A 26876-nucleotide genomic window follows, 5' to 3' on the forward strand; every position below is an offset into this window, starting at 1 on the left:
TCACGCCCCGCCCTCCCTGCCCTTCGCCACCCGGAGCGAGCGCTCCGGTGCCCGTGCGCCGTCGTCGAGTTCGCGCAGGAACCAGGTGAGGACGAAACCGGCCAGCAGCACGGCGCCGGCGGCGAGGAACATGACGTGGAAGCCGTGGGCGAAGGCCTCGGTGACCGGCTGCGCCAGCCTGGTGTCGATGCCGTGGAGCAAGGAGGTGTCGTCCAGGTCGATCCCCGCCCCGCGGCCGGACTCGACCATGTCCAGGAAGCGGTGGTTGGCGGGGTCCCCGGTGACCGCCGGGTCCGACAGGACCCTCTCGAAGCGGCGGGTGTGCAACAGGTCGGCCAGACGGCCGAGCGCCACCGCGAACATGACGGAGAACAGGACCGCGATGCCGGTGGAGCCACCGATCTGCCGGCACAGGCCGGACGCGGCGTTCGCCACCCCGAGCTGGCTCTTGGGTGCCGCGTTCTGCATGGCCAGGGTGATGACGGTCTGGGACAGCCCGATGCCGGTGCCCAGCCAGCTCACGATCAGGGCGATGCCCCACATCGGAGTCGCGGTACCGACGGTGGCGAGGGTCAGCAGCGCTCCGGCCATGGAGCCCAGGCCCACGACGGCGAGCCTCTTGAACCGGCCGGACGCCGCGATGAGTTTGCCCGAGACCACCTGGGAGGCGATGGTGCCCACCATGAACGGGATCACCACCAGCCCCGCCTCGGTCGGGGTCCGCCCCTGCACCAGTTGGAGGAACAGCGGCAGGGTGGTCACCGTGCCGAAGATGCCGACGCCGATCGTGAAGTTGACCGCCGAGCACAGGGCGATGCCACCACGCCGGAAGAGGCGGAGCGGCAGTACGGCCGCGTCACCGCGCCGCAGTTCGACGGGGACGAACAGCGCCAGCCCGGCCGCGCCCAGCGCGATCAGGGCCAGGGAGGCAGGCGCGTTCCAGCCCCAGGACCGGCCCTGTTCGGCCACGATCAGCAGCGGCACCAGGAACAGCGCCAACGCCGCGGCGCCCAGGACGTCCATCCGGTGCTTCCGGCGCTCGTGCGGCAGGGCGAGGGCCTTGCGTACGGTGACCAGGGCCAGCAACCCCAGCGGCACGTTCACCAGGAACACCCAGCGCCAGCCGTCCACGCCGAACACCTCGCCGGCTTCCGCGAAGGCCCCGCCCGCCAACGGGCCGACGACACTGGCCGCCACCCAGGCCAACTGCAGGAAGGCGAAGTAGCGGCCACGCTCCCGCACCGGGGCCAGGTCGGCGACCACCGCGGTGGGCAGGGACATCAGCCCACCGCCGCCCAGCCCCTGGACCGCCCGGAAAAGAGCGAGTTCGGCCATCGACCCGGCCGTGCCGCACAGCACCGACCCGGCGACGAACACCGCGATCGCGATCAGGTACATCGGCTTGCGCCCGTAGATGTCGGAGAGCTTGCCGTAGAACGGCATCGCCAGTACGGAGGCGATGAGGTACGCCGTCGTCGCCCACGCCTGTTCGGTCTGGCCGTGGAGGTCGTCCGCGACGGTGCGCATCGCGGTGGCGACGACCGTCTGGTCCAGCGCCGCGAGGAACACCGCGAGCAGCAGCCCCGACATGGCCGTCAGGATCTGCCGGTGCGTGAACGCCCCGTCTGCCCGCGCCGCCTCGTCGGCGGTGCCCGGATTCGCGGATGACACGGTCCCTCACTCTCCGGACCGCTGGTCACGGCCCCACCCCACACTCCGGTCGCACGCGGCGCCCCGGCCGGACGCCGAGCGTAATCACCGGAACGGATTTCGACAAGCCCTTGTCGTTGCGCCTTTCGACAACCCGTGTCATCCCGCCTTCGCCCTTCCGGCTGTAGCGCACCCTCCGGCGCATCGCCCACCGAAGGCGGGAGGCCCGGACCTCCGCGTACGGCCGGGGGCCTACGCTGTGGCCATGGATCACTCACCCCCCGACGTGGACGTGGACGCCCTGATCGAGGTGACCGCCGAGGTCTTCGCGGTCAACGGCCGCCTACTGCGGGAAGGGGACTGGCTCTCCGCCCACGCCGGACTCACCTCGGCGCGCTGGCAGGTGGCCGGGCTCCTGCTGGACGGCCCGTCGACGGTGGCACGCCTGGCCCGCGAGCGAGGTCTGCGACGGCAGGCGGTCCAACAGACCGTGGACCGCCTGCGCGCCGAAGGCGTCGTGACGACCCGCCCCAACCCTCGGGACCAGCGCAGCCCACTGGTCGAACTCACCCCGAGCGGCCGCCAGGCACTCGATGCCCTGCGCCCCCTGGAACAGCAGTGGCTGGAACACCTCGCCGCGGACATCCCACCCGAGGACCTGCACGTCGCACTCTCGGTACTGCGCCGGCTACGGGAAAAGCTGGAGACCCGCCCGACACCGGTGCCCGGCACCGCGCCGCGACTCTCCTGACCCTGAGAACCTGCGCCACATATTCTGATCAGTGACTGTCTGCGCCCTTGAACCGGCCCGAGCAAGAAGCCCCCCGCCCACCAGCTCGCCGAGACCCGTGACCGGGGACGCGGCACCCCGCTTCGCCGTCAACCGCAGCCACTTCAGTGAAGGCTGCTCGACCGGTCCGCGCCTGTGCCGAGGATGAGCGCGCGAGGCGGAGTCAGCATCCGGGGCCGATCGGCGGAGACGACGTCAGGGCGAGGGCAGCGTTCCGCATCTGGGCCACCCATGTCTGCCGGTCAAGCCCCAAGATGTATTCGATGCAGCAATCGCATTGCGGAATCAGCGCCACGAACGATTGCTCCGCGGCAGTCTCGGCCTCCGTCTCCCACCAGTCGTCCTTCGCCAGGGCAGCGGGAGTTATCTCTCCATCGATGAGCCTCGCCGCCATTCGGCGCAGAGCGTGACGCCGCGCCAGGCCCCTATCCGGCAAACCGATCCCGGACTCGGCAAGTGCTTGCTCGAACGCGTCGCGAACATCGCGGGCATCCGCGTTGCGAGGCCAACCGGCGAGCTCGCACAATGCCGGGGAGTCCAGTCCGGCCGCGAGCGCCTCAGCAGCGATCATCGGCAGATCCTCCGGGCGTACCTCATCCGCCTGATAACGGCACGCCACCTCACCCAGAAATCTGAGCCCACTCTGCACAGAGGTTTCCCGTTCCGGTGTCGTTTCTTCTGCTTCCATGGCTCCTACGGTGTCAGCACCGCTTCCAGGAAAGACACCCAGGGGCAGGCCCGCTCGGCACCCACCCCGCGTGTCCGCGGATCCGGGACGCGTACGAATATCACGTACCACGAGTACGACGACCCGCGCTGCTCATCGGACCACCCATGCCGCCGTGAGGTGTGCGCGCCCAGTCGGTGAACGGGGTCAATGGACGTCCAGCGGAATGAACCCGGACTCTCCCGGGCCGGTTGCCCCGTCTCCCGTGGTCCCGTCTCTTCCTCTTCCTCACGGTGTCTTGTCGAACGCGCTGTTGGTCTCACCTAGCGGTGCCCGTGCGGGTAACGGTGCCCGGGCGGGTAACGGTGCCCGGGCGGGTAACGGTGTCCGTGCGAGCCGACATGACACCGCTGTCCTTTGACAGCAACCTCGGTCACTGCGTCACCCATCCCAGTCGACGCCGCTGGCGTCTGCCCTCCCCCTCGGCACATCAGATTGAGCGGAGCGGAGATGCTGCTCGCAGTTGCCGGGCCGGTACGGACTTCCACGACGGCAGGCACACCACCGCCCCAGCTCCCGCAAGAGCCTGTGCGGGAGGCCACCTGGACAGGGAAAACGCAACTTCGACAAGGCCCGCGGAGGCAGCTACCTTCACCTGGTCTTCGGCGGTCGCCCACGGTCGCGCGGGGGTTCCATCAGGCTGAGCCACCCGCGACGGGATGAGTGGGGCACGCCCCACGCATCCTCGCCCCCTGCGTAAGCCACCGAACCGGGTTCACGCCAGGCAGCCCCAACCAGGGAGAGACGAATGCCCCATCTTGCTCTGTACACATTCGGCGTCCTGAAATCACCTCTCGCCGATCCCGCACCTCTCACGCGCGAGTTCTACGACATCGGTGCGGCCGTCTACCGGAAGATCAGTCAACACCCCGGATACCTCGCGCGTGCTGAAGCGGTGGACGGCGACCGAGGCGTGCTCTTCGCGGCGGACTGGGGTGCATGGGGAGAGTTCGCCGTACCGACCTGGTACGGCAAGGGCCATACGGTGGAAACCACCGCCCTGGCCACGACCCTCTCGCTCTGGACCGACCTGCGCCCCGCCTTCGACGCCATCTACACCGGTCTGCACCGCGAAGCGCTGAACAGGCGTTACGACTGGTTCGAGAGGACAGGGCACCCGAATTACGTGTTCTGGTGGGTCCCCGACGGCGTGATACCCACCTGGCGGGACGGGGTTTCCAGGCTGGAACACCTCCACGACCACGGCTCCGCGCCGCACGCCTTCACCTTCCACCACTCGTTCACCCCGGACGGAACTCCGACCAGGCTCAAAGACATCGGGCCCAAGAGCGACCAGGTGCGCTGACGAGTGAGCCCGAAGACGGACTTCGCTGCCGAACGCCTCGATTGAATGACGGCGAACAACGGCGAGCCTCACTGAATCGTGTCCGTCGGCCTGGTTCGTCTCCGCGGTGCGTGTACGCGAAGCCGTTCCGTCCCTTCCTGGCTTTCGCCCGGGAGTGCGGTCTGCCGGCCGAGCGAGCTGATGGAGCCCGACCCCGTTCGAGGGAGGCAGGTGCCTCCAGCCGCCTCCATCCGCTTCAGCGCCCGAAGTTCGGCGGACTGCCGGCGTACGCGCGACCGATCGTCGCCCCATCCTCAGTCGGCACACGAGCAATGGACGAGGATCGCCGTTCCGTGGCTACATCGAGCTGCCTCTCAGTACACGATCAAGTGCTGCCCGGCCTGCGGGTCCCCAGTGCGGCTTGCCGCCGGGCAGCCCCCGATCGCCGTTCTGCCCCATGAGCATCAGGAAAAGGCTCTTCATAGCGGCCAGCCCGCGGGCGCGCCGGATCGTCGCCTCGTCTGCGTGCGCGTACGTGTCGAAGAACCGTGCGTCGGTGCCCGCGGGTAGCAGCACCCATGCGGCGGCGAGGTCCCACGCTGGATCGCCGGCGAACATGTCACCGAAGTCGACGATGCCCGAGAGCGTTCCGTCCGAGACGACGACGTTCGCGGGATGGAGGTCGCCGTGCACCCACACCGGCGGGCCCTCCCAGTCCCGGGCCGCCACGGCGTCGTCCCAGACGGCCCGGACGTCGGCAGCGATAGCGGCGGGCGCAACGGCCTGGAGAAAGTTCTCGAAGCCGTCCGCGCAGTTCCTGGGGTGGGCACCGCGGTCCGTGGCGATCGGCGCATCGGCGGGCGCTTCCACGTGGAGCGCCCTGAGGAAGCCCGCCAGGCTGTCGGCCGCGTGGGCGCCACGGCTGATCGAGCCGTGGTCCAGTGGTTCGCCGGGAACCCACGTCATCACGGTCCAGTGCTTGGGGAAGCGCTCGGACGGTTCGCCGTGCCGCACAGGGTTCGGGACCGGGAGCGGCAGGCACGGGGCCAGCACGGGAAGCCACCGCCGCTCCTTGAGCTGGAGCTCCGGAGTGGGGTCCATACGCTGCATACGCACGGCCAGCTCGTCCCCGAGGCGCCACATCTGGTTGCCCCAGCCGCCCGCCACCTCACGGATGGCCGGCCCCGCAAGGTCTGGATGTTGCTCCTGCAGCAGGTCGCGGACCAGGTCCGCGGTGATCTCGATCTCGGTGTCGGTCATGCGAAGCCACAGTACCGAGGCAGCAGGCGGAGCGGCTTCGCGTTCCTCAGCGCCCGCGCTGGGGAGGGAGGCGTCGCTGCTCACGCATCACACGGCACACGATCGCGCGAAAATCATCCGGCCAGCGCAGACCGCGGCGACCCCGCCCCAAGTCCGGCAATGGTTCGAGGAGGTGGCACCATGTATGGCATGACGATCAACCGAAAGGCCCATGCCGCGTAAACGGCCAGGACGCATCCGGGCCCACCTCCCGCGTCGGCGCCGGTCACAGGACACCACCACGGTCATGAAGGGCCTCTCCTCGCGAGCACTGGCTGAGATAGGACGCCTGGAGCACACCCGGAACCACCTGCAACCGGGAGACGTCGGCAAGGCCGTACGCCTGTGGGAGGCCTACGTCCACCGCCCGAAGCGAGAGCTGTGGCACGACTTCGACCAGCTCTGGCACGACGACAAGTGGTGCGACCTCCACTGGCACTGCTGTGGAAACCCGCTCGAAGCCCGCAAACTCCTCGACGTCGCGCAGCAAGCCCTGCCCCACTATGCAGCCCGAGAACTCCGAAAGGCCATCAGCCGGCTCGATGCCTTCTGGACCTTGCCCTCACCAACCTCAGTGATAGACGAGAGATGAAGAACAAGCTGAGGCCCAGGTCATCGGCCCCTGCCTGGCCGACCGCGCCCTCGTCGACGTGGCCGGCCAGCTCGCGCGGTACCTGCCCGAGCCGGTCCGGCCACCCTCGTTCACGGCGTGACCGTGGTGCGGCCCAACGCACCGGTCTGTGACGCCTTCATCCCGTATGGGTCGTAATGTTGCTCGGCGAGATGCAACTTACTGTTCGACCGAAGAGGGCGTGCCGAGAAGTGGTTCCACCGTCGGGAAAGAGGCTCGTCGTCGCCGCGGCCGTGGGCGGCGCCGCTCTCGCCGCAGCCGGAGGACTCGCCTTTGCGCTGCGCTCCCCCGCGCCGGAAATCGAGAGCGCGCCGAACGCCGGGCATCCGCTCTGCGGTGATATCGCCCGGCACTACCCGCCCGAGCTCCTGGGAAAGAACCGGACCGAAGCGGAAGGGGCGGGGGTGGCCGTCTGGGGGGATTCGGCCGTCGTTCTCCGCTGCGGCATGGCGCCCCCTCCCCCGACCACCGACCCGTGCCTCAACGTCAACGGCGTGGACTGGGTGTTGCGGGCCGGAGCGTCGAGTGAGAGCGAGAAAGTTCTCGTCACTTACGGGCGTGAGCCGGCCGTTGAAGTGACGGTGACGGATGCACAGGCTTCGGCGGGAGACGGCCTGGTCGATCTCGGTGACGCCGTGCGGAGGATTCCGCAGGAGCACAAGTGCCTTTGAAGGGCCGGGGGCGGGGACGAGGCACGGGCCGGTGCCCGGGGGTGCCGTGGGGGCGGCGGGTCAGCAGGCTCCCCAGCCGCCGTCCAAGGGCACGGAAGCGCCGTTGATGTAGGCGGTGTGCGGCGAGCACAGCCACAGCGCGGCCGCGGCGACCTCTTCGGGCTCCAGCAGGCGCTTGATCGGTGACCGGGTCAGCAGGACGTCGGCGAGTACGTCCGCCGCGTCGATCCCATGCGCCGCGGCCTGGTCGCTGATCTGCCGCTCGACCAGGGGTGTGCGTACGTAACCGGGGTTGACGCAGTTGCTCGTCACGCCGTGCTGCGCGCCCTCGATGGCGGTGACCTTGCTCAGTCCCTCCAAGGCGTGCTTCGCGGCGACGTAGGCGGACTTGTAGGCGCTGGCCCGCAGTCCGTGGACGCTGGAGATGTTGATGACGCGGCCCCAGCCGTTCGCGTACATGTGCGGCAGCGTGTGGCGCAGCAGCAGGAACGGTGCGGTGACCATCACCTGCTGCATGAGCGCGAACCGTTCCGGAGGGAATTCCGTGAGCGGGGCCACGTGCTGGAATCCGGCGTTGTTGACGAGGATGTCGACCTCGGCGGGCAGTGCACCGATCGCCGCGGGGTCGGCCAGGTCGATGACGTGTGCCTGCCCGCCGGTCTCTCCGGCGACGGCCTTGGCCGACTCGCCGTCCTTGTCGACCACGTGCACCGTCGCGTGCGCCGCCGCCAGCGCCAGCGCGCACGCCTTGCCGATGCCGCTGCCACCGCCGGTCACCAGGGCGGTACGTCCGCTGAGGTCCACGTCGGTGGAGGGCACGGGAGCCGGGGCGGGTGTGGGGAAGGCGCTCGTCATGAGGGGTAACGGTAAGGGGTGTCGGCGCTTCATGGGTATGGGGGCGGCCCATGTCGTCGCGGCTGAGCGGGCTCGTTCGCCGTACCGGAGAGGGCCTAGGCGCCACCGTACGGGAGAGGTGCCACTCGGCCCCGGCGCGGCAGGCCCCACAGGACGGCACAGGCGCGCGCGATCTCCAGGAGCGCCGCGTCCCGGCCCGGCGGGGCCTGGAGGTCGATGCCGAAGGGCAGTCCGTCCGCGTCACGGACGACGGGCAGGGTGATGGCGGGCCAGCCGACGATGCTCGACGGGTCGGTGTTGCGCAGGAGGGCGGGGAACGCCGGTACCGGGCGGCCGGCGAGCAGGATGCGTTCGCCGGGCAGCAGGCGCGGCGCGGTCACGGGGGCAGTGGGCAGGAGGAGGGCGTCGAGCCGCCGGTCCGCGAGGTGGGCGCGCAACAGGGCGTCGAGCGCGGGCCGGTGGACCGTCAGAGCCTGCTCGTACGCGTCGTCCGTCGGGCCGTGATCAGGCAGTGGGCGCAGGAGGCGCGCGACGTCCGGGCCGGCGACCCGGGCGGCGACCTCGGCGAAGCGCAGCGGCAGTCCGTGCTCCCGGAGGTACCCGTCGAGGGCGCGGGAGACCTCGTACAGGGCGATGGGCAGTCCGGCGGCCGCCACATGGGACTGTGTGCCGGCGGGCAGCTCGTCCTCGACGATGGTGGCGCCGGCGGCGTCGAGTTCGGCGAGCCGGGCGTCCAGTGCTGCGAGCAGCGGCGCGGCGACGCCGTCCCGGAAGGGGTGCCGGGGAGCGCCGAACCGCAGGCCGCGCAGCAGCGTACGGGGTTCGGGCGGCGCCGTCGGGTGCGGAGGGCGGGCGGGAGGCGCGCCACTGATGACGGCGTCCAGGAGGCACACGTCCTCGACGGTGTGTGCCAGGACGCCGATGGTGTCCCGGGTCCACGACAGGGGCAGCACGCCCCGCGCGGGGTAGCGGCCGGTCGTCGGCCGGAAGCCCACCACCCCGCACAGGGCGGCCGGGAGGCGTACGGAACATCCGGTCTCGGTGCCGAGTCCGGCCGTGACGAGACCGGCCGCCACGGCCGCCGCGGTACCGCCGCTGCTGCCGCCCGCGATGCGGTCGGGCCGCCAGGGGTTGCGCACCCGGCCGTACGCGTGGTTGTCGCTGGTTGCGCCGAAGGCGAGTTCGTGCAGGTTGGCCTTGCCCAGGACGACCGCTCCCGCGTCGCGCAGCGTCCGCACCACGGTGGCGTCGCGCGCCGGGCGGTGCCGGCGCAGGGCCGGTGTTCCGCCGGTGGTGGGCAGTCCGGCGACGTCGATGTTGTCCTTGACCGCCAGCAGTACGCCCCGTAGGGGGAGTTCCGTGCCGGTACGTTCGGCCGGGTCGTGCTGGTCACGCGCGTCGGCGTCCGCCGTGGCCGCCCGGTCGGCGCGCTCGGCGTCGGCGAGTGCGGCCGTCGGGTCCACGCTGATGAAAGCGCGCAGGTCACGGGCGTGGGACAGGCGGCGGGGCGCCAGCGCCCGGGCCGTGTGGTCACGGGCCGTGAGCCGTCCCGCCGTCACCTCTGCGGCCACCTCGTACGCCGTCCGCGGGGCGGGGCCTTCGTCAGCGGTCATCCCGCCTCCTTGTGAGCCGGGACGTGCCGAGGCGTGCCTGGGCCTGCCGACCAGTATGGCACCGTCGGGGGTCCGAATCCGGCCACAAACCGGTGAACCGGGACCGACTCCCCCGACTCCCCCTCCCGGAATTCGGCCCTGCCCCGGCGCGCCGGGCGCGTGCGTCAGGCGGCGGGCACGGTGTCCAGGAACCGGTGGAGGGAGGCCGTCATGGCCGTGACGAACGTGTCGCGGACCTCGTCGGCGATGTGGTCGAGCGACAGATAGGGGTTGAGGTCTTCCAGCTCGACCAGGAGCAGATCACCTTCCTGGGTACGGCAGGCGTCCACGCGCTGGATGCCGTGGTCGAGGGTGTTCCAGTCGATGAAGCGCCGGGCGAAGGCCAGGTCGGCTTCCGTCGGCGCGTAGGGCTCCAGGACCCAGCGCCGGTCGGGGTCGGGGGCGTGGAGGGCGTACTGGAAGGTGTCGTCGACGTAGTAGAAGGACACCTCGTAGCGGAAGTCGACACGCGGCTGGACCAGGATGTCGCCGTACGCGAGGCCGCCCAGTTGTTCCCGGGGCACGAAGGTCAGACCTATGGAGTCCGCTCCGGCCTTCGGCTTGACCGCGTACTGCTCGGCCACGGGCAGGCGGTCCAGGTCCCCGGGCTGGTCGATGGTGGGAATGACCGGGTATCCGGCCGCGGTCAGGTCCGGCAAATACTGCTTGCCCGCCATATCGGCCCGGCCGGTCAGAGGGTTGTAGACCCGGATGCCGTGCTCTGTGGCCAGGCCGCGGAAGGCGTCGAACTCGTGCTGATAGTGCAGGACCGGCCCGCTGTTGCGCACGACGACGGCGTCGAATCGGTGCATCATCGCCGCGGCGTCGAGCGGGTGACACAACGCGATGTCGAAGTCCGCGCGCAGTCGGGAGGACAGGGAGATGTCCTCGTCGCAGTACCGCCGTCCCCGTGCCGGATAGGCCAGGTCGGACACGTAGAGCAGGCTGGGGCGGGCAGGCATGGTGGTTCTTCTCCTTGATCAGGATCTTCTTTCGTCCGGTCCCGCCGGGTGGCACGCGGCCGCGGCCGCGGCCCTGCGCGGAGCAGGTACGCCGCTCCTGGCCGGCGGACCGGTCGGATCACTGCGCAGCGCGCCGCTGACCTGCGGATACGGAGGTTGAAAAAAGATCGGGGGCACCCAGATCAGGCACCCTACCCGGCCCCGGCCGCCGACTCTTGACCAGTCCCGCCGCCCGGGCCGTGGCCGAAGGCGCTCGGCACACTCCGCCGTGGACTTCGCGGGCCCCGGAACCGCGGCGGCATCATCGACGACTGCCTCACCGCGACCGGCCCGTACGCCCCCCTAATCTGGATAAACACTTGCCTAAAAGCTTTAGGAAAGTGCACACTGCTTATAGGTAGAGGCCTCCAGGCACCCGCTTGACGGAAGGAAGACCATGGCGCCACGCGCAGGGCTCACGGCGGAGCGGCTGACCCGGGCGGGTGCGGAGCTGGCCGACGAGGCCGGCTTCGAGGAGGTGACCGTCTCGGCGCTCGCCAGGCAATTCGACGTCAAGGTCGCGAGTCTGTACTCGCACGTGAAGAACTCACAGGACCTCAGGACCAGGATCGCCCTGCTAGCCCTGGAAGAACTCGCCGACCGGGGCGCCGCCGCACTGGCCGGCCGGGCGGGCAAGGACGCCCTGGCCGCGCTGGCAAACGTCTACCGCGACTACGCGCGGGAACACCCCGGCCGGTACGCGGCGGCGCAGTTGAGGCTCGACCCGGCGGCGGCAGCCGCCAGCGCCGGCGGCCGGCACGCCGAGATGACGCGGGCGATCCTGCGCGGATACGACCTGACGGAACCGGACCAGACCCACGCGGTCCGGCTGCTGGGCAGCGTCTTCCACGGTTACGTCAGCCTGGAGCTGGGGGGCGGGTTCAGCCACAGCACCCCCGACTCGGACGAGACCTGGGCCCGGGTCCTGGACGCCCTCGACGCCCTGCTGAGGAACTGGCCCGCACCTCAACTCCCCTAGAACCGAGGCCGCGACAACCCCGGAAACAGCGGCAGTTGCTCCCACCCACGCCTACTTCGATCGACAGGTTGAGGCCATGCCCACGAATGACAACTGGACCGACACCCCCATCACCGAGAGCCTGCTGCGCGGTGCCCTGGAGCTGGAGCGCACGGAGCACGGCGTGCTGCCGCACCGGCTGCCCGCCTGGGCCCGCGCCCAGGGCAACGACGGGCAACTGTCCATGGCCGAGTCCCAGCCCTCCGGCGTACGGCTGGTCTTCCGCACCCGGGCCACCGCCATCGAGCTGGACACGCGGCCCACCAAGCGCGTCTACGTGGGGGTTCCGCCCCGCCCGGACGGCGTGTACGACCTGGTCGTCGACGGCCGGCCGGCCGACCAGGCGAGCGTGGCGGGCGGCAACACCCTGACCATCGACATGTCCGCCGGCACCGCCGAGCAGCACTCCGGGCCGGCCGGCACCCTGCGCTTCGCCGGCCTGTCCGGCGACCTGAAGGACGTCGAGATCTGGCTGCCGCACAACGAGACGACCGAGCTTCTCGCCCTGCGCACCGACGCCCCCGTCGAGCCCGCGCCGGACCGGGGCCGCAGGGTGTGGCTGCACCACGGCAGTTCGATCAGCCACGGTTCCGACGCGGCGAGCCCGACCACGACCTGGCCCGCGCTGGCCGCCTCCCTCAGCGGCGTGGACCTCGTCAACCTGGGGCTGGGCGGCAGCGCCCTGCTCGACCCGTTCACCGCCCGTACGCTACGGGACACCCCCGCGGACCTGATCAGCGTCAAGATCGGCATCAACCTGGTCAACGCCGACCTGATGCGGCTGCGGGCCTTCAGGCCCGCCGTCCACGGATTCCTCGACACCATCCGCGAAGGCCACCCCACCACGCCGCTGCTGGTCGTCTCCCCCATCCTGTGCCCGATCCACGAGGACACCCCGGGGCCCTGCGCGCCGGACTTCTCCGGCCTCGACGCCGGAAAGCTGCGGTTCCGGGCCATGGGGGACCCGGCGGAAGTCGCGAGCGGGAAGCTGACCTTGAACGTCATCCGGGACGAGCTGGCCCGGATCGTGACGGAGCGGGCGGCCGAGGACCCGCGTCTTCACCACCTCGACGGCCGCGAGCTGTACGGCGAGGCGGACTTCGCCGAGCTTCCGCTCCCCGACGACCTGCACCCGGACGCCGCCGCCCACCGCCGGATCGGCGAACGCTTCGCCAAGCTGGTCTTCACCGGCAACGGCGCCTTCACGGCCCGGAGCGCCGACGCCTGACGAGCGCCTTACCGCCGGCGAGCGGCGCGCCCGTCACCCGCCGCCCCGCCGACGGAGGCCGCGCGGACGTTCTTGACGGTACGGACGAGCCGCTCGGCCATGCCGGTGCTGTCGGGCGAGTGCGTCCGCAACGGGCCATGGTGGTCCTTCAGTTCACGTCCGCGTCGTCGAGGCAGTGCAGGAGGCGGGAGAGGGCCCGGATGCAGGCGGCGATCTCGTCATCCGCGAAATCGGCCCGGGCCTCGCGCAGCTCCGCCCCTTCGCGGTCGAGCACGGCGGTGATGGCCGCCCGGCCCTTCTCGCCGAGCGCGATGAGCGAGGACTTCTTGTGCGCCGGATCGGGGCGGAACCCGACCAGGCCGAGTCCGGCCGCGTCGTCGGTCATCCGCTGTACGAACCACCGGCTCAACGCCTGGGCCCGCCCCATCTGGGCACGGTCGTGGGCCCTTGCTCGCGGTGCATGTCGAGGACGGCTCGCACCCCGTGGTTGCCATGGCTCGGCACACGGACGCCTCCGGGGCGCTTCTCCCTGCGCCTCGCCCCCGGCCCGTGGATGAGGCCGGCGCCACTGTGATCTACACCCACAACAGGCGACACAGCACAACCCTTTGCCTCACCAGGAGTCCCCTAGGCGTACACGCCTGACAGCTCAGGTGACGTCTCAGGAAGGTCTCGTCGATGAAGTTCCGCCAGACCCTGACGGCTGCCGCGGCAGCAGCCGTACTCGCGCCCGCCGCCGTACTGGCCGCGCCGGGCGCCGCGTTCGCCACGGACATTCCGGGCCGGCCGGCAGACACCAAAACGTCGCAGGAGGGCGGTGGCCCGGAGAGCGACGGCACGTCCGGGCGGCCGGGCGGCGCGACGGAACCGGGCGGTTCGTCCGGGGCCGGTGAGCCCGCCACCGGAACCGACGGGAACCCGAAGCCCGGTACGGACACGGAGAACGACACCCCACCCGCGCCCGGCACCGGGCCCGGTAAGGACACCGCGGGAGAGCCGGGTCAGGAAACCGGGTCACAGCCGGGTCAGGATCCCAGGGCCGAAACGGGCACCACGCCCGGCGGGTCGACGTCCGAGGACACCTCCTCAGGCGGGGAGTGCGAGGTCGGCACGGGGCGCCTGCAGATGGCCATCAAGGGGATGCAGACCGAATTCGTCGCCGGTGCCGACTGGAGCCATTCCTCCCTCACCCTCACCAACACCTCCGACGAGGCCATGGACCGGATCAGGCCGGAACCGTTCATCACCTCCTCGGAGATCGTCAGCTACCCGTACTGGGAGTTGCAGGCGGAAATCCGCGATCCCCGGACGGGCAGGTGGGTGAGTTTCGACGACGCCATCAACGAAGGGGAGTTCACCGGACTCTCCCTCGCCGCGCACAGCACTCGCACCCTGTCGCTGCGCATCCGCGCGATCGACACGGCCAAGCCCGGCGACGGTTACGCGATCATGGAGGGGACGTTCTTCAACAAGGACGGCTCCTGCGGAGGATCCAATCACGCGGAGTACCGCTTCAAGATCCTTCCGGCGCACGGCAAGCCCGGCGGTCCCGGCAAGTCGGGAAAGCCCGGCAAACCGGGTGAGCCCAGTGAGAGCGCCGGGGCCGGCGCCGGCAGCACGGGTGGCAACACGCCACAGGTCGGCCTCAAGACGCGGGCCGGCGCCAGGGAGACCGCCGGCGCAGCCCAACTGGCCGCGACCGGCTCGTCCTCCGCGCTGCCGACGATCGCCCTCGTGGGCGGCGTGGCCATGGCCGTGGGAGCGGGCGCGGTGATCACCGTACGCCGTCGCAAGGTCGGCGGCGGCACGGCGTAGCAGGGTAAGGGCCGTGGGCCGGGTCCGGCGGTGGTCCGGGCCCGGCCCCGACGAGCCCCGACGAGCCCCGACGAGCCCCGACGAGCACCGTCAGGCGACCGGCGTCCTGGTGGCGCGGCGCAACGCCAGCGCCGCCAGGGCCTCCGGGGCGCCCGCCTGCCCCCGGATGCCGGGGAAGGCGTTGATGTCCACGATGAGCGGGGCGCCGTCGCCCGCGTCGATGACGTCCACGCCGTACACGTCCAGCGCGAAGACCGCACCGACCCGGCGCACCATCTCCGGCCAGCCGGACGGCAGGTCGTCGAGGGCGAGCGGCCGGGTGGGGCCCCGGCCGTCGGGCGAGAGTTCGGAGCGGCGCAGGGCGGCGAAGAGGTGGCCGTCGACCGCCCAGAGTTTGTGGTCCCAGCCGCTGTTCGGGACGAATGTCTGGACCACGACCGGCTCCTGCGGCCGGGTGGTGGCGAGTTCGCGGAGCTGCGCGTCGCCGTCCAGGCGGGCCACCAGGTCCTGCTTGCGGCTGTGCCGGCTCTTGACCACCACGGGGCCGGGGAGCCCCGGCCCGTCGGCAAGCCCCGCGAGCGTGCTGAAGGTACGGGTGCGCGCGAACGGGAGACCGGCGTGCCGGGCACGGTGCGCCATCGCCGTACGGTCCTGGCACAGCGTGGTTGCCGCGGCCGAGTTGACCACGGGGACACCGCGGCCCTCCAGAACGCGGGCGAGGGCGAGGGCCCGTGGCGTACGGGACTTGAGCAGGTAGACGTCGGCGGGACGCTCGGGGGCGCGGTCCGCCCGCTCCGGGTCGAGGGTCTCGACCCGGTGCTCGGGGGTGAGGAGGGCGGTGGTGGCCGCCAGGAGCGGGTGGCCGGGATCGCCCGTCATGAGGCCGATCCTCATGCGCTCTCCCCTGCCGCCGCGGGCACGTGCACGGGGGCCGGGACCGAAGCCGGGGCCGGGACCGGGGCTGGGCCCGGGGCCTGCGGCGCCTGCGCGGTATGCGGACGGTCCGCCGGCGGCGGTCCGCCGAGCGCGCCGAACTGTTCCGTCGGGCCCGCGGCGGGCAGCGTGGCCGGGGCGGGCGCCCGGCCGCCGCCACGGGCCAGGCCGAGTACAGCGCGCGCCACCCGCGCCACCGCGTCCGGGACCTGCCGGAAGCTGGGGAAGTCGTTCACGTCGACGACCACGGGGCCGTCGGGGCCCAGCAGTACGTCCACGCCGTACAGATCGAGGCCGTAGACCGCCCCGACCTGCCCGGCGATCGCGGCCACCTCGGCCGACAGCGGCACCCGGCGTTCCCGTACGCCCAGTTCCGGATGGAGCGGGGAACAGCGCTCGGTGGCGTAGAGCTCGCCGCCGACGCAGTACACCTTGACGTCGATGCCCGAGTTCGCCACGTACGGCTGGGCGATGAGCAGGCCCTCCCGCGCCAGTTCGGGGGCCATCGCGGCCAGCCGGTCCGGTGACGCCACCAGATGTACGGCCCGCCCCGAGCTGCCGTCGGCGGGCTTGACCACCAGGGGGTACTCCGACGCCGGTATCTCCGCCAGCAGTTCGGGCCGCGCCGCGGCGTAGGTCGCCGGCATGGGGAGCCCACGGCTGCGGCCGATCGCCGCGGCCAGTGCCTTGTCCCGGACGCGCCGTATCGAGCGGGCGTCGTTGACGGTCGTCATCCCGGCCGAGGCCGCCGCTTCGAGCAGGGTGAGCCCCGGGCCGCCGGAGACCGTCTTGAGCACCCAGGCGTCGTGCGCCCCCGCCCGCACCGCCTCGGTCATCCGCAGCAGGGAACCGCCCGGCCGCACCACGTCCACCCGGTGCCCCCAGGAGCCAAGCTGACGAATCACCTCATTCGGCATTCCGTCGTGCCGGTAGTGTTCCTCCACCAGGAAGCAGAGCCTCATCGATCTTCCTTGTAATCCGCCGAGCCGGCCCGGCGCGCGTAGCGAGATCACAGGATGTCATGGCTGATCGCCGGCGCTGTCCCCGGAGCCGGGCCGGTCCGCTTTCCGGTGATGTGGGTGGTCTTCGACGCCGTACGGGGCGGCCGTCGGCGCCGTGTGTGACGTTTCCCCGATCCTGGTTCACCTGGGCAGGTCCGTCGCTCCGGGGCGGGCTGCCGGGCCGCGCTCGCCGTGCGCGTGCTCGGAGCACAGGCAGCCCACCCCCTTCGCGATCCACTCCTGTCCGGTCCACCGCGGGTACCGCCGGATCATCAGCTCCGCCACCTCGTCGGCGATCGTCCGCTCGCTGACCGCCGCGTCGCGGCGCAGCCATGTCTCGTGCCGGAGCAGTTCGAGGTAGTCGCGCACGTCGGTGAGCAACCGCGGGCCGCCGACCGCGCCGTGGCCGGGCACCACGGTCCGCGCACCGCGGGCCGCCAGCCGCCGCATGACCGCGAGCCAGTGGGTGCCGGAGACGTCCGTGTCGTGCGGCGGGAACCAGGGGAAGATGGCGAACTGCCCGGCTTCCACCAGGTCTCCGGTGAACAGGACGTCCACGTCGGGCACCACGACCACCTGGTCGCCCCAACTGTGGGCCCGGCCGGTGGCCCGCAGCCGCACCACCCGGCCGCCCAGGTCGAGGTCGTACGTCCGGTCGTAGAGGCGGTCGGGGCCCGACGGCACGACGCCCGCCAGCCGGCGTGCGACCGGCGCACCGAGCCGCCGGAACATCTCCAGGTAGCCGGCCCCTCGCTCCCGCAGGTCCGCGGCCTGGTCGCGGTTGGCCAGGTAGGTCGCCGCGCCGGCGAAGGCCTGCGCCCCGAAGGCGTGCTCGGGGTGGAAGTGGGTCGTCGTCAGGTACAGCTTCCGGCCCCGCGCGTACTCGGCCGCGAACTCCCGTACCGCTTCCGCGTTCCGGAGCCCCAGGCCGGTCTCGACGACCAGGACCGCGTCCCGGCCGCCGATGATCCCGATGTTCGGCACGAGCGGCACCCCCTGGTCGGGAATGACCACCACGTCCCGGGCGATCTCCCGGGCGCCCGCGACCTGGACGACGGGATCCGGCATCGCCTCCCCGGCCATCTCGATCGCCCCGCCTGCCTCGGGCGTCTCGGTCGCCCCGTCTGCCTCGGTCCTCTCGGGCGTCTCGGCTGCCTCGGTCATCTCGGCTCCTTCAAGGGTGTGGGGGATCTGCCGCCACGTCCCGGCCCCGGCGGGCCGTGCGGGGCGGAACCGGTACGGCGTCGAGTCCACCGCCCGGCGCCCGGCGGCGTCCAACACCGATGCCGTCACCCCGATACCGCGCGGGTATCGTCGCCGGATGGAGCTACGCGTGCTGCGCTACTTCGTGACGGTCGCCGAGGAACTCCACTTCGGCCGGGCCGCCACCCGGCTGCAGATGACCCAGCCCCCGCTGAGCCGGGCGATCCGGCAGTTGGAGGCCGACCTGGGCTGCGTCCTGCTGGACCGCTCCCCCGCCGGGGTCGCCCTGACTGCGGCCGGAAGCGTGCTCCTGGACGAGGCCCGTACCCTCCTGGCGCGCGCCGACCAGGCACGCCTCAGGGTGGCCGCCGCCGCGGGTACGGCCACCCTGACGGTCGGCACCCTGGCCGACAGCGCCGAGCAGGCCGGAACCCGGCTCGCCGCCGCCTACCGGGCCCGGCACCCACACGTCCGCGTCCGCGTCCGCGAGGCCGACCTGACCGACCCGACCACCGGGCTGCGTGCCGGACTGGTCGATGTGGCCCTGACCCGCGCGCCGTTCGACACCACCGGTCTCGCCACCCACGTACTGCGCTCGGACCCGGTCGGCGCGGTCCTGCGCGCCGACGACCCGCTCGCCGGGCGCGACGGCCTGCGGCTCGGCGATCTAGCCGACCGGCCGTGGTTCCGCTTCCCGGACGGCACCGATCCCGTGTGGGCGGCGTTCTGGAGCGGCCGGCACGCCGCCCGCCGCACCGGGCCCGTCGTACGGACGGCCCATGAGTGCCTCCAGTCCGTCCTGTGGAGCGGGACCGTGGGGCTGGTGCCGCTGGGCCATCCTCTTCCCGAAGGGCTCACCACCGTTCCGCTGGCCGACATGCCGCCCAGTCACCTCGTCATCGCCTGGGCCGGCACCGGCCCCGGCCCGCTCGTCCGCTCCTTCGTCCGCGTCGCGGCGGCCGCGTGGCCCAGCGCCGGTGCCGCCACGGCGTGAGGCCCGGACAGCCCGCGGACACCCATGGTCCATTTCCGGCCGCCATGCTCCGTCCCGTCCGACTTCGCCGCTGTGACCTCGTAGGCTTCGCGCCGTAACGACTCGGCAAAGGGGAGAGAACGCGGATGGACTTCCGGCTGCTCGGGCCGGTGTCGGCCTTCTCGGGGGACGTGCCGGTGCCGGTCGGGCCGCCCAAGCGCCGAGCCGTGCTGGCGGTGCTGGCGCTGGCCGAGGGCGCGCCGGTGGGTGCCGAGCGGATCATCGAGGCGTTGTGGGACACCCGGCCGCCGACGCACGCCCGGACCATCGTCTACGGCCACGTCTCGGCCCTGCGCGGGCTGCTGCACGCGGCTTCCTCGGCCTGCGTCGCCACCGAGAGCGGCGGTTACGCGCTGCACGCCGCGCCGGAGTCCGTGGACGTGTGGCGCTTCCGTGAACTGGTGCGCCGGGCCACCGCCGGCTCCCCCGGCGAGGAGTCGGCCGCCCTGTTGCGGGAAGCCCTCGGGCTGTGGCGGGGCCGGGTGCTCGGCGGGGCGGGTGACTCGCCGCTGCTGGCCGCGGCGGCCGAGCGGCTGGTGGAGGAGCGGCTCGCCGCGCTGGAACACCTCGCCGCGGCCCTGCACACGTGCGGCCGGGGAGCGGAAGCCCTCGCACCACTGCGGTCCGCCGTCGAACACCACCCGCTGCGCGAGTCGTTGGCCGCGGCCACCGTCCGCGCCCTGCACGACGCCGACCGCCAGGCCGACGCCATCGACCTCTACCACCGTACGCAACGCCTGCTCGCCCAGGAGCTGGGCGTCGGCCCAGGGGCCGCCCTGTCCGAGGCGTACCTCGCCATCCCGCGTTCCCGGCCGGGCGCCGGCCGGGCGCCGGCGAGGAAGGCGCAGGTGACGGACCGGGTTCCGGCACCGTCGCCTGCGCTCGCATCCGTGCCCGCGCCCACACCGCTACTCGTGTCGGCGCCGCCCGAGACCGTCACACCCGCCGTCGCGGACACTCCCCCGCCGCCCTGCCTCCTCCCGCGCGCGCCGGCCGGCTTCGTGGGCCGTACGGACGAACTGGCGCGGCTCACCGAGGCCGCGCAGTCGGGCACCCCGGCCCTGTGCGTGGTCACCGGCCCCGCCGGCGTCGGCAAGACCTCCCTGGCCGTCCACTGGGCGTACACGTACGCCGGTGACTTCCCGGACGGCGTCCTCTACGCCGACCTGCACGCCATGGAGCCGGACGGCACCGGTCCGCAGCCGGCCGGCGTCCTGCACGACTTCCTGCAGGCGCTCGGGGTCCCCGAGGAGTGCCTGCCCTCGGACGCGCGGGCCGCCGGACACCGGTACCGCGCGCTGCTCGCCGGCCGCCGCGTCCTCGTCCTGCTCGACAACGCCCGCGACTCGGCGCAGGTCCGCCCGCTGCTGCCCGGCACACCGGGGTCCACCGCGCTGGTCACCAGCCGCAACCGGCTGGAGGGGCTGGCCGCCACCGACTGCGCCCGGCTGCTGCCGCTGGAACGGCTGGCGCCGCCGGACGGCGTACGGGTCCTGCGTACCGTGATCGGTGCCGGCCGGGTGGCCGCCGAGCCGGACGCCGCCACACAACTGGCTGCTCTCTGCGACGGTTTGCCGCTGGCGCTGCGGCTCGCCGCCGCCCGGCTCGCCGCACGGCCCCGGCTGGCGCTGCGCGCGATGGCGGACGACCTGGCCGACGAGCACCGGCGGCTGTCCCTGCTGGCCGGCGAGGACCTCGGGGTCGAGGCGACACTGCGCCTGAGCGTGCAGCAACTGCCACCGGCCGGGGCCCTGCTCTTCCGCCAACTGGCGCTGCACGTCGGTTCCGAACTCGACGGCGGGGCCGCGGCAGCGCTGAGCGGCCTGCCGCCCGCCGAGGCACGGGCCGCCCTGGACGAACTGGCCGCCGCGCATCTCGTCGAGGAGTGGGCGGGCGACCGGTACCTGATGCACGACCTGACCCGGCTGTACGCCCGTTCCTGCGCGTCGCGGGCCGACCCGGCGGGGCTGCACCGGCTGCTCGCGTACTATCTGTGCGCCGCCCAGGCCGCCGCCGCGGCAGCCGAACCGGGCAGCCAGCCCTGCTCCACACTGCCCCCAGGGGTGTCCCCGCCCGTCCCGCCACCGGTCTTCGCCGGCCGCGCCGACGCGATGGCCTGGTACGTCACCGAGCGCGCCAACCTCACCGCCGCGGTGGCCGCCGCGGCCGACGGCGGGCACCCGGAACTGGCCTGGCGCATCGCCGTACAGATGTGGCCCCTCGTCGTGCGGCAGGTGCACGACGGCTGGGAACCTCCCCTCGAACGCGCTCTGGCCGCCGCCACCGCGCTCGGCGACCCGGACGCCGAGTCCCGGCTGTGCTCGCTGCTCGGCTGGGTCCTCACCGAGAACGGGCAGCACACCGCGGCGCTGGAGCACCTGCGCCGCGCCCCGGACCTGGCCGTGCGGGCCGGGGACGCGCGTGGTCAGGTGATCGCACTGATCAACTGGGCGGCCGCGCTGGAGCACATCGGCGACCTGTCCGGCGCCGGGACCCGGCGGGAGACGGCCGCACGGCTGGCGCACGCCCTCGACCACCCGCACACCGAGTCCCTGTCCCTCTACCACTTGGCGGCCCACTGCCTGACCGTCGGCCGGCCCGGCGAGGCACTGACCCACTGCCGAAAGGGCCTGGCCCTGGCCCCGGACGAACAGTCGGACGAGCGCCGGGCCCTGCTCCTGGACACCTGCGGCAAGGCACTGCGGGATCTCGGCCGCGACGGTGCGGCCCGGCGCTGCTTCACCGAGGCCGCGGCCCTCACCGGTCCGCCGGGGCCGGCCGCGGGGGCGGCCGCCGGGCAGCGCGGTCCCGCTCCGGGCGGCGGAGGTGTGCCCGCGGGAAACCTCCGCGTTGTCGCGGGCTGACCGCGAACGCGCCCGGTACCCGGGCCGGGACGGCGCGGGACGTTCCGGCTCTCGGCCGTGCGGCGGGGACCGGCAGAGTGTGACGAACCCGACGTGGCGGCCGCGCCGGCACGGGGACCACGCCATCCGGGGCGGCACGCCGGCCACCGCTGCGCGCTCCACTGTCCAACCGTCAAAACGGAACCTTGGATTACCGCGGAACGCCCCGTAGGTTTCTTGTGTTTTTCGATCCTCTCGCTGCTGTGCCGCGCGGGAAATTCCACCTTCCCCGGAGCGTGCGCCGAGTCGGCGCATTCCCGATGCACGGCAGCCGTCTTCATGCCCACACCGATCTCCCGTGCCGCGGAACGGTACGGCACGGCAGGAGGAATGCCCATGTCATCCGGGTCGAGAAGTCCGGACGTCTGCGTCGTGGGGGCGGGGCCGGTCGGTCTCACCACCGCCCTCGGACTGGCGATGGCGGGTGTCGGTGTCACCGTCCTGGAAAGCGCTCCGGACATCGCCCCGTCCGCCCGCGCCCTGGTCCACCAGGGTCACACGCTGGAGGGTTTCGCGCGGCTCAAGGTGCTCGACGCCATGGTGCGCGCGGGAATCCCGCTGCGCGGACGGGACTTCGCGGTGCGCCGCACGGGCGAGCGCATTCACCATCCCCTACCGGATTCCCGTACGGACACCGCCCCCGCACACAACCTGATCCTGCGTCAGGATGTCCTCAGCGGCATTCTTCTCGAAGAGTTGCTGCGTTTTCCGGACGCCCGGGTGAGGTTCGGCTGCGCGGTCGACGCGGTGCGCCAGAACGGCGCAACGGTCCGTATCGACTACACGCACGAGGGAACCCACGGACGGCTCGAAGCACGCTGGGCCGTCGGCGCGGACGGCGCCCGCAGCACCGTACGGAATGCGCTCGGGGTGGATTTCGAGGGATTCACCTGGCCGGAACGCTTCGTCGCCACGGATATCCGGTACGACTTCGCGGCGCACGGTTACGCCGACGCGAATTTCCTCATCGATCCGGACGACGGGGCGATCGTCGTACGGATCGACTCGGGAAACCTGTGGCGGGTGGCCTGGACGGAGGACGCCTCCCTCCCGGAAGAAACGCTGCCACAACGACTGGAAGCCTTCTTCGCGCGCACGCTCCCCGGGCCACGGAACGCCGCGCTGGTCGCGTACGCCCCGTACCGCGCGCACCAGCGGACCGCCGAACGGTTCCGGGTGGGCCGGGTCCTGCTGGCGGGCGACGCGGCCCATGTCACCAACCCGACCGGCGGCATGGGGCTGACAGCCGGACTGCACGACGCCTTCCCGCTGGGCGAGGCGCTGGCCGCCGTTCTCCTCGGGCGGTGCGATGAGGACGTGCTGGACCGCTACGCGCACGTCAGCCGTACGGCGTTCCGCACATGCTTCTCACCCATCGCGACCGACTTGAAGCGCCTCGTCTTCGACGCCCGCGACCCCGCGCGGCTCGCCGAGGCGCTCGTCCCGCTCCGCCGGCTGGCGTCCGACGAGGAGCTGCGGCGCTCCAGGGCCACCGCACTCCGCTCGGTCATGCCCGTCTCGCTGCTGGACGACGACCGGTCCGCCGGCCGTCGGCACGGTGGCGAAGGGCGGGCCCCCGGCACCGTCCGGGCCCCGGCGTGACGGCAGCGGGCCACCACTGAGGACCACAGGAGAGGCAGACAGCACCATGACACTGACGCGACCGGCCACACCCCGGAAGTGGAGCGGCTTCGAGGAGCTGCACGCGCTCCAGCGGGAACGTATCGGCACGACCCTGCGCCAGGCCGCGAACTCCCCCTTCTACCGCGACAGGTTCCGTCTCCAGGAGGGCGGGACGATGCCCGGCGGCCTCGCCGACGTGCCGGTGACCACCAAGGACGACCTGCGCGCCGCCTACCCGTTCGGCATGCTGGCGGTGCCGAGGGAGCGGGTCGCCACCTACCACGAGTCCAGCGGGAGTTCGGGCCGGGCGACGTCCTCGTTCTGCACCGAGGACGACTGGGTGGACATCGGGGAGCGCTTCAACCGGATGCCGGCCGGCATCGGCGCCGCCGACACCCTGCTGGTGCGCATCCCGTACGCCATGGTGCTCGCGGGGCACATCGGACACTTCGGCGCCCGCGCGAAGGGCGCGACCGTGGTGCCCGCGGACAGCCGCAGCTTCGCCACCCCGTACGCACGCGTGGTCCGGCTGCTGCACGACCTCGGTGTCACCCTCACCTGGTCCAACCCCACCGAGCCGCTGATCTGGGCCGCGGCGGCCCGCGCCGCGGGGCTGGACCCCCGCGCCGACTTCCCGCGCCTGCGCGCCCTCCTGGTCTGCGGCGAGCCGCTGAGCGAAGCGCGCCGCGAGCGGCTGGGCGAACTGTGGGGCGCGTCCGTGATCGAGGACTACGGCGCCACCGAGGTCGGGCCGCTCGCCTCCGCGTGCCGCTTCGGCCGACGGCACTTCTACGCCGACCGCGTCGTACCCGAAATCCTCGACCCGGCCACCGGGGAGATCACCCCGGACGGCACCGGCGACCTCGTCATCACCCCGCTGTACCGCGAGGCCATGCCGCTGCTCCGGTACAACCTGGAGGATCACGTCCACCTGAGCCACGAGCCGTGCGCCTGCGGTAACTGGCTGCCCGTCATCCGGCTCGCGGGCCGCGCGTCACAGGCGTTCGCGGTCGCCGGGCGCCGCGTCTCCCAGGTCCAGGTGGAGGAGCTGGTGTTCCGGCTGCCCGCCGCGTACGGCGTGCTGTTCTGGCGGGCGCGCGCCGAAGCGCGACGGCTCGTCGTCGAGGTGGAGGCCGAGGACGCGTACGCGGCGGACACCCGCGCCGAGCTGTCCGGCGCCGTACGGGCCGAGCTGGGCGTGGACTGCGCGGTGACGGTGGTGCCGCCGGGCACGCTGATGCCCTGCGAAGTGCTGTCCGCGCCGGGCGACGTACTCAAACCCCGCAGCCTGTTCGGCCCCGACGAGGACTGGTCCCGTGGTCTCCTCTACTACTGACGCCGCCCCCGCTCCCGCCGCCGGGCACGGCCTGGCCGCGCTCCCGTCCGCCACCCGCATCCTCCTGACCGGGGACGGCGCGACGACGGTCATGCTGGAAGCGCTGCTCGACGTGCCGCTGCGGGTGCGCGTCGTCGAGCAGCGGGTGGTGCCCACGGCGGCGGTGCCGCCCGCGATCCGCCGGGCCCTCGCGGCCGAGCGGCTGCCCCGGCTCCTGGAGCGGCTCTCCGAACTGGTCGACCCCGGAGGCCGGCCGGTCAGCCGCAACCGGGTCGTCTCCGCGGTGGCGGCGACCGGCCAGCTTCCGCCGCCGGAGGACCCGACGCCGCTCGGTGTGCGGTTGCGCGAGGAACGCCGCGCGCTCCACCGTGAACTGCTGCGGTACGGCGTCGCGCACGCACCCGAGGCGCCGTGCTTCGGCCGGTGCGCCTTCAAGGAGTACGTGATCCGGAGCCCGGGCCGGTATCCGGTCTACGTCGCCGAGCGGTTCAACCCGGCGGTCGTGGGGATCGCATGACCATGGGGAGGAATCTCGCGCGCCATTTCGGCGGTGCGTGACGCCGATACGAGGGCGGGGGTCTCGGTGACGCCGCGCTGATGCGTCCGGCAATACGTGTCACGCATCGCGCGATATCCGGGGACGTGGACGGTGTTCAGCAGCGACGCCCAGTGGGCCGCGTTCGTCTCGATCCGCCGTTCGGCGGCGTTCCGAGCGGCGGGAGTCTTGGCCGCGGCGAGTTGCTGTGCGTGCGCCCACGCCTGTTCCCGCCACATACGGAAAAGCCGTCCGGCGGTGTAACCGGCGAGGGGATTCCACCGCGCGTCGGCCAGGCCCATGACCGGGTCGAAACGGCGGGCGATCTCCTGGACGGCGGGCGCGTACGCGCGGTCCAGAACCGCCTGGAAACGGTTGTAGTCGGCTTTCCGTGACGCGCCTCCTGGGCGGGTGAGACCGAGGGAGGCCAGCACATAGGGCATGTCCCGCTGGATATGCGCGTTGGCGCCGAGCAGTACGTCCTGGCCCGCGTTCACATCACCCGTACGCGCGGCTCCGAAAGCCGTTTTCCACGCCTGCGGAAGCGCTCGCCCTTTTCGGTCCGCGTGATAGGCGTCCAAATACAGATTGACGAATCCGGTGTTGAGGTCTCCGGCCAGCCAGTCCGGTTCGTCGAAGGAGCCCGGTTTCGCGGCGGCCGTTTCCAGGGCCCGTTCGAGATGGACGTAGATCACGGGAAAGGGGGCCCGATGATCGCAGCCCAGTTCGTCGCGTACCCGGGTCAGGGTCCGGCGTGCTTCCTGGACGCATCCGACCACCGGCCCGTCGCAGGAAAGGCGCCGGACCTCGTCGCGCGGTGGTGGTGCCGCGAGCGCCGGCCCGCCGGTCAGAAGGGCCGCCCCTGCCACTGCCACCGTGGACACCTTGAAGAATGCGCCACGCGTACGGGCCATATTCCCCCGCCTCCTTGTCGCCGCCCGATACAGCTCTCCCGTCCACCGAACGAACCGACGCGACGAAGGTCACGGCGAACCCCCGCCGACCGGGTCGACGGGGGCGGGTCGAGGGCGGGGCGGTCGCGGTCAAGGACGGGGGCGGGGGCGGCTCACGGGGTGGCCGCTTCGTCTCCGCGCCGGGGTGCGGCGAGGGCTTCGGCCGTCGTGGGATAGGCCGGCAGCAGGACGTCGAGGCCGGTGATCTTCAGCAGCCGGGCGAGCCGGCCGGAGACGGCGGCCAGGCCGAGGGTGCCGTCGGCCTCCTTCGCGCAGCGCCAGATCCCCACCAGGGCGTTGAAGCCGGAGGAGTCGCAGAAGGAGACGGCGGCCATGTCCAGGACCAGGTGGCGGTGGCCTCGTCCGATGAGGTCCAGGGCCGCGGCGCGCAGGGCGGGGGCGGTGGTCAGGTCCAGGTCGCCGGCGAGGGCGGCCAGGGCGAGGTCGCCGTCGGTACGCCGGGTGGTCAGGCGGAAGGTGTCGTTCACGGTCGGTACTCCGGCGTCTGCCCGGAGGGGCGGTGGGTGGGGCGTGGGCGGGCCGCCGTCCACGACGGCACCGGCCGCCGGAGCGGACCGGGCCGGCGGTACGACGGCGTCGCCGGCGCCCTGGGGCAGGGTTCGAGGAGAGCGGCGGCGGCTTGGCCACGACGGCCGTCGGGCCGGATTGGCCGGTGCGGGCGGCGTGGAAGCCGATCAGCCCCTCGCCGCCGAGCATAACGCCGACCCGGTCGC

The 26876-nt window shown here is 72.4% G+C and carries 25 protein-coding genes; 12 read left to right on the top strand and 13 right to left on the bottom strand.

The annotated features are described in order from the left end of the window. Complete coding sequence (otr(B), locus tag ACH4EB_RS24095; protein WP_398349635.1) at positions 1-1671, bottom strand: oxytetracycline resistance efflux MFS transporter OtrB; 1671 nt, start codon at positions 1669-1671, stop codon at positions 1-3. 244 nt (positions 1672-1915) lie between these two features. On the opposite strand from otr(B), the gene ACH4EB_RS24100 reads away from it, so the two are divergent. After that, positions 1916-2401, top strand: coding sequence for a MarR family winged helix-turn-helix transcriptional regulator (locus ACH4EB_RS24100; RefSeq protein ID WP_398349636.1), 486 nt, complete (start codon positions 1916-1918; stop codon positions 2399-2401). 202 nt (positions 2402-2603) lie between these two features. On the opposite strand, the gene ACH4EB_RS24105 is transcribed toward ACH4EB_RS24100, so the two are convergent. Next, the gene (locus ACH4EB_RS24105) at positions 2604-3128 is read right to left on the bottom strand and encodes a hypothetical protein (protein ID WP_398349637.1); all 525 of its coding nucleotides are present in this window, start codon (positions 3126-3128) and stop codon (positions 2604-2606) included. 787 nt (positions 3129-3915) lie between these two features. Between ACH4EB_RS24105 and ACH4EB_RS24110 the strand changes: the two genes are divergently transcribed. Continuing rightward, on the top strand, positions 3916-4473 hold the full coding sequence (locus tag ACH4EB_RS24110) for a DUF3291 domain-containing protein (RefSeq protein ID WP_398349638.1): 558 nt from the start codon (positions 3916-3918) through the stop codon (positions 4471-4473). Between the two features lie 336 nt (positions 4474-4809). Here ACH4EB_RS24110 and ACH4EB_RS24115 read toward each other — a convergent pair whose 3' ends face one another. Next, entirely contained in the window at positions 4810-5712 is a 903-nt protein-coding gene (locus tag ACH4EB_RS24115; protein WP_398349639.1) for an aminoglycoside phosphotransferase family protein, read from the bottom strand. Between the two features lie 211 nt (positions 5713-5923). On the opposite strand from ACH4EB_RS24115, the gene ACH4EB_RS24120 reads away from it, so the two are divergent. After that, complete coding sequence (locus tag ACH4EB_RS24120) at positions 5924-6343, top strand: hypothetical protein (RefSeq protein WP_398349640.1); 420 nt, start codon at positions 5924-5926, stop codon at positions 6341-6343. A 230-nt stretch (positions 6344-6573) separates the two neighbouring features. Next, positions 6574-7053, top strand: a complete 480-nt coding sequence (locus ACH4EB_RS24125; RefSeq protein WP_398349641.1) for a DUF3515 family protein — start codon at positions 6574-6576, stop codon at positions 7051-7053. Positions 7054-7113: 60 nt separating this feature from the next. Here the strand turns inward: ACH4EB_RS24125 and ACH4EB_RS24130 are convergent, their stop codons facing one another. From ACH4EB_RS24130 to ACH4EB_RS24140, 3 genes are all read right to left on the bottom strand, one after another. Further along, positions 7114-7908, bottom strand: a complete 795-nt coding sequence (locus ACH4EB_RS24130; RefSeq protein WP_398349642.1) for a 3-hydroxybutyrate dehydrogenase — start codon at positions 7906-7908, stop codon at positions 7114-7116. Between the two features lie 95 nt (positions 7909-8003). After that, positions 8004-9521, bottom strand: coding sequence for an amidase family protein (locus ACH4EB_RS24135; protein WP_398349643.1), 1518 nt, complete (start codon positions 9519-9521; stop codon positions 8004-8006). A 164-nt stretch (positions 9522-9685) separates the two neighbouring features. Beyond that, on the bottom strand, positions 9686-10522 hold the full coding sequence (locus tag ACH4EB_RS24140) for a hypothetical protein (RefSeq protein WP_398349644.1): 837 nt from the start codon (positions 10520-10522) through the stop codon (positions 9686-9688). A 436-nt stretch (positions 10523-10958) separates the two neighbouring features. On the opposite strand from ACH4EB_RS24140, the gene ACH4EB_RS24145 reads away from it, so the two are divergent. Then, entirely contained in the window at positions 10959-11540 is a 582-nt protein-coding gene (locus tag ACH4EB_RS24145; protein WP_398349645.1) for a TetR/AcrR family transcriptional regulator, read from the top strand. Between the two features lie 76 nt (positions 11541-11616). Further along, the gene (locus tag ACH4EB_RS24150) at positions 11617-12807 is read left to right on the top strand and encodes a GDSL-type esterase/lipase family protein (protein ID WP_398349646.1); all 1191 of its coding nucleotides are present in this window, start codon (positions 11617-11619) and stop codon (positions 12805-12807) included. A gap of 8 nt (positions 12808-12815) precedes the next feature. On the opposite strand, the gene ACH4EB_RS24155 is transcribed toward ACH4EB_RS24150, so the two are convergent. Together ACH4EB_RS24155 and ACH4EB_RS24160 are read right to left on the bottom strand one after the other, a co-directional pair. Beyond that, the gene (locus ACH4EB_RS24155; protein WP_398349647.1) at positions 12816-12938 is read right to left on the bottom strand and encodes a hypothetical protein; all 123 of its coding nucleotides are present in this window, start codon (positions 12936-12938) and stop codon (positions 12816-12818) included. Between the two features lie 17 nt (positions 12939-12955). Next, positions 12956-13234 carry a hypothetical protein gene (locus tag ACH4EB_RS24160; RefSeq protein ID WP_398349648.1) on the bottom strand — a complete coding sequence of 93 codons (279 nt, stop codon included), beginning with the start codon at positions 13232-13234 and terminating at the stop codon, positions 12956-12958. 251 nt (positions 13235-13485) lie between these two features. On the opposite strand from ACH4EB_RS24160, the gene ACH4EB_RS24165 reads away from it, so the two are divergent. After that, positions 13486-14622 carry an LPXTG cell wall anchor domain-containing protein gene (locus ACH4EB_RS24165; RefSeq protein WP_398349650.1) on the top strand — a complete coding sequence of 379 codons (1137 nt, stop codon included), beginning with the start codon at positions 13486-13488 and terminating at the stop codon, positions 14620-14622. A gap of 90 nt (positions 14623-14712) precedes the next feature. On the opposite strand, the gene ACH4EB_RS24170 is transcribed toward ACH4EB_RS24165, so the two are convergent. The 3 genes from ACH4EB_RS24170 to ACH4EB_RS24180 form a co-directional block, all read right to left on the bottom strand. Further along, on the bottom strand, positions 14713-15516 hold the full coding sequence (locus ACH4EB_RS24170; protein WP_398349651.1) for a RimK family alpha-L-glutamate ligase: 804 nt from the start codon (positions 15514-15516) through the stop codon (positions 14713-14715). Continuing rightward, positions 15513-16517, bottom strand: a complete 1005-nt coding sequence (locus ACH4EB_RS24175) for a RimK family alpha-L-glutamate ligase (protein WP_398349652.1) — start codon at positions 16515-16517, stop codon at positions 15513-15515. The genes ACH4EB_RS24170 and ACH4EB_RS24175 overlap by 4 nt, the downstream gene beginning before the upstream one ends. Before the next feature lie 180 nt (positions 16518-16697). Beyond that, complete coding sequence (locus tag ACH4EB_RS24180; RefSeq protein WP_398349654.1) at positions 16698-17720, bottom strand: MBL fold metallo-hydrolase; 1023 nt, start codon at positions 17718-17720, stop codon at positions 16698-16700. Positions 17721-17877: 157 nt separating this feature from the next. On the opposite strand from ACH4EB_RS24180, the gene ACH4EB_RS24185 reads away from it, so the two are divergent. From ACH4EB_RS24185 to ACH4EB_RS24205, 5 genes are all read left to right on the top strand, one after another. Beyond that, positions 17878-18753 (top strand): LysR substrate-binding domain-containing protein, encoded by an 876-nt coding sequence (locus ACH4EB_RS24185; protein WP_398349655.1) that lies wholly within the window; start codon positions 17878-17880, stop codon positions 18751-18753. Positions 18754-18878: 125 nt separating this feature from the next. After that, the gene (locus tag ACH4EB_RS24190) at positions 18879-21656 is read left to right on the top strand and encodes an AfsR/SARP family transcriptional regulator (RefSeq protein WP_398349656.1); all 2778 of its coding nucleotides are present in this window, start codon (positions 18879-18881) and stop codon (positions 21654-21656) included. Between the two features lie 375 nt (positions 21657-22031). Next, entirely contained in the window at positions 22032-23297 is a 1266-nt protein-coding gene (locus ACH4EB_RS24195) for an FAD-dependent oxidoreductase (RefSeq protein ID WP_398349657.1), read from the top strand. Positions 23298-23343: 46 nt separating this feature from the next. Continuing rightward, positions 23344-24654, top strand: a complete 1311-nt coding sequence (locus tag ACH4EB_RS24200; protein WP_398349658.1) for a phenylacetate--CoA ligase family protein — start codon at positions 23344-23346, stop codon at positions 24652-24654. Continuing rightward, complete coding sequence (locus tag ACH4EB_RS24205) at positions 24635-25171, top strand: hypothetical protein (RefSeq protein ID WP_398349659.1); 537 nt, start codon at positions 24635-24637, stop codon at positions 25169-25171. The genes ACH4EB_RS24200 and ACH4EB_RS24205 overlap by 20 nt, the downstream gene beginning before the upstream one ends. Here the strand turns inward: ACH4EB_RS24205 and ACH4EB_RS24210 are convergent. Both ACH4EB_RS24210 and ACH4EB_RS24215 read right to left on the bottom strand, forming a co-directional pair. Continuing rightward, positions 25126-26103 (bottom strand): DUF5995 family protein, encoded by a 978-nt coding sequence (locus tag ACH4EB_RS24210; RefSeq protein WP_398349660.1) that lies wholly within the window; start codon positions 26101-26103, stop codon positions 25126-25128. The two genes, ACH4EB_RS24205 and ACH4EB_RS24210, sit on opposite strands and share 46 nt — an antisense overlap. A gap of 152 nt (positions 26104-26255) precedes the next feature. Continuing rightward, entirely contained in the window at positions 26256-26630 is a 375-nt protein-coding gene (locus ACH4EB_RS24215; RefSeq protein ID WP_398349662.1) for an STAS domain-containing protein, read from the bottom strand. Positions 26631-26876: the final 246 nt, after the last annotated feature.

Origin of the sequence: Streptomyces sp. NPDC018045, assembly GCF_044327445.1 — a bacterium.
Lineage (GTDB): Bacteria > Actinomycetota > Actinomycetes > Streptomycetales > Streptomycetaceae > Streptomyces.

What these genes read in the sequence shown, in the direction of transcription:
- ACH4EB_RS24130 (WP_398349642.1), bottom strand. Translation starts at nt 7,908, where the DNA reads ATGACGAGCGCCTTCCCCACACCCGCCCCGGCTCCCGTGCCCTCCACC.
- ACH4EB_RS24175 (WP_398349652.1), bottom strand. Translation starts at nt 16,517, where the DNA reads ATGAGGCTCTGCTTCCTGGTGGAGGAACACTACCGGCACGACGGAATG.
- ACH4EB_RS24115 (WP_398349639.1), bottom strand. Translation starts at nt 5,712, where the DNA reads ATGACCGACACCGAGATCGAGATCACCGCGGACCTGGTCCGCGACCTG.
- ACH4EB_RS24145 (WP_398349645.1), top strand. Translation starts at nt 10,959, where the DNA reads ATGGCGCCACGCGCAGGGCTCACGGCGGAGCGGCTGACCCGGGCGGGT.
- ACH4EB_RS24160 (WP_398349648.1), bottom strand. Translation starts at nt 13,234, where the DNA reads ATGGGGCGGGCCCAGGCGTTGAGCCGGTGGTTCGTACAGCGGATGACC.
- ACH4EB_RS24110 (WP_398349638.1), top strand. Translation starts at nt 3,916, where the DNA reads ATGCCCCATCTTGCTCTGTACACATTCGGCGTCCTGAAATCACCTCTC.
- ACH4EB_RS24105 (WP_398349637.1), bottom strand. Translation starts at nt 3,128, where the DNA reads ATGGAAGCAGAAGAAACGACACCGGAACGGGAAACCTCTGTGCAGAGT.
- ACH4EB_RS24140 (WP_398349644.1), bottom strand. Translation starts at nt 10,522, where the DNA reads ATGCCTGCCCGCCCCAGCCTGCTCTACGTGTCCGACCTGGCCTATCCG.
- ACH4EB_RS24180 (WP_398349654.1), bottom strand. Translation starts at nt 17,720, where the DNA reads ATGACCGAGGCAGCCGAGACGCCCGAGAGGACCGAGGCAGACGGGGCG.
- ACH4EB_RS24190 (WP_398349656.1), top strand. Translation starts at nt 18,879, where the DNA reads ATGGACTTCCGGCTGCTCGGGCCGGTGTCGGCCTTCTCGGGGGACGTG.
- ACH4EB_RS24210 (WP_398349660.1), bottom strand. Translation starts at nt 26,103, where the DNA reads ATGGCCCGTACGCGTGGCGCATTCTTCAAGGTGTCCACGGTGGCAGTG.
- ACH4EB_RS24185 (WP_398349655.1), top strand. Translation starts at nt 17,878, where the DNA reads ATGGAGCTACGCGTGCTGCGCTACTTCGTGACGGTCGCCGAGGAACTC.
- ACH4EB_RS24100 (WP_398349636.1), top strand. Translation starts at nt 1,916, where the DNA reads ATGGATCACTCACCCCCCGACGTGGACGTGGACGCCCTGATCGAGGTG.
- ACH4EB_RS24165 (WP_398349650.1), top strand. Translation starts at nt 13,486, where the DNA reads ATGAAGTTCCGCCAGACCCTGACGGCTGCCGCGGCAGCAGCCGTACTC.
- ACH4EB_RS24135 (WP_398349643.1), bottom strand. Translation starts at nt 9,521, where the DNA reads ATGACCGCTGACGAAGGCCCCGCCCCGCGGACGGCGTACGAGGTGGCC.
- ACH4EB_RS24150 (WP_398349646.1), top strand. Translation starts at nt 11,617, where the DNA reads ATGCCCACGAATGACAACTGGACCGACACCCCCATCACCGAGAGCCTG.
- ACH4EB_RS24170 (WP_398349651.1), bottom strand. Translation starts at nt 15,516, where the DNA reads ATGAGGATCGGCCTCATGACGGGCGATCCCGGCCACCCGCTCCTGGCG.
- ACH4EB_RS24200 (WP_398349658.1), top strand. Translation starts at nt 23,344, where the DNA reads ATGACACTGACGCGACCGGCCACACCCCGGAAGTGGAGCGGCTTCGAG.
- ACH4EB_RS24195 (WP_398349657.1), top strand. Translation starts at nt 22,032, where the DNA reads ATGTCATCCGGGTCGAGAAGTCCGGACGTCTGCGTCGTGGGGGCGGGG.
- ACH4EB_RS24120 (WP_398349640.1), top strand. Translation starts at nt 5,924, where the DNA reads ATGCCGCGTAAACGGCCAGGACGCATCCGGGCCCACCTCCCGCGTCGG.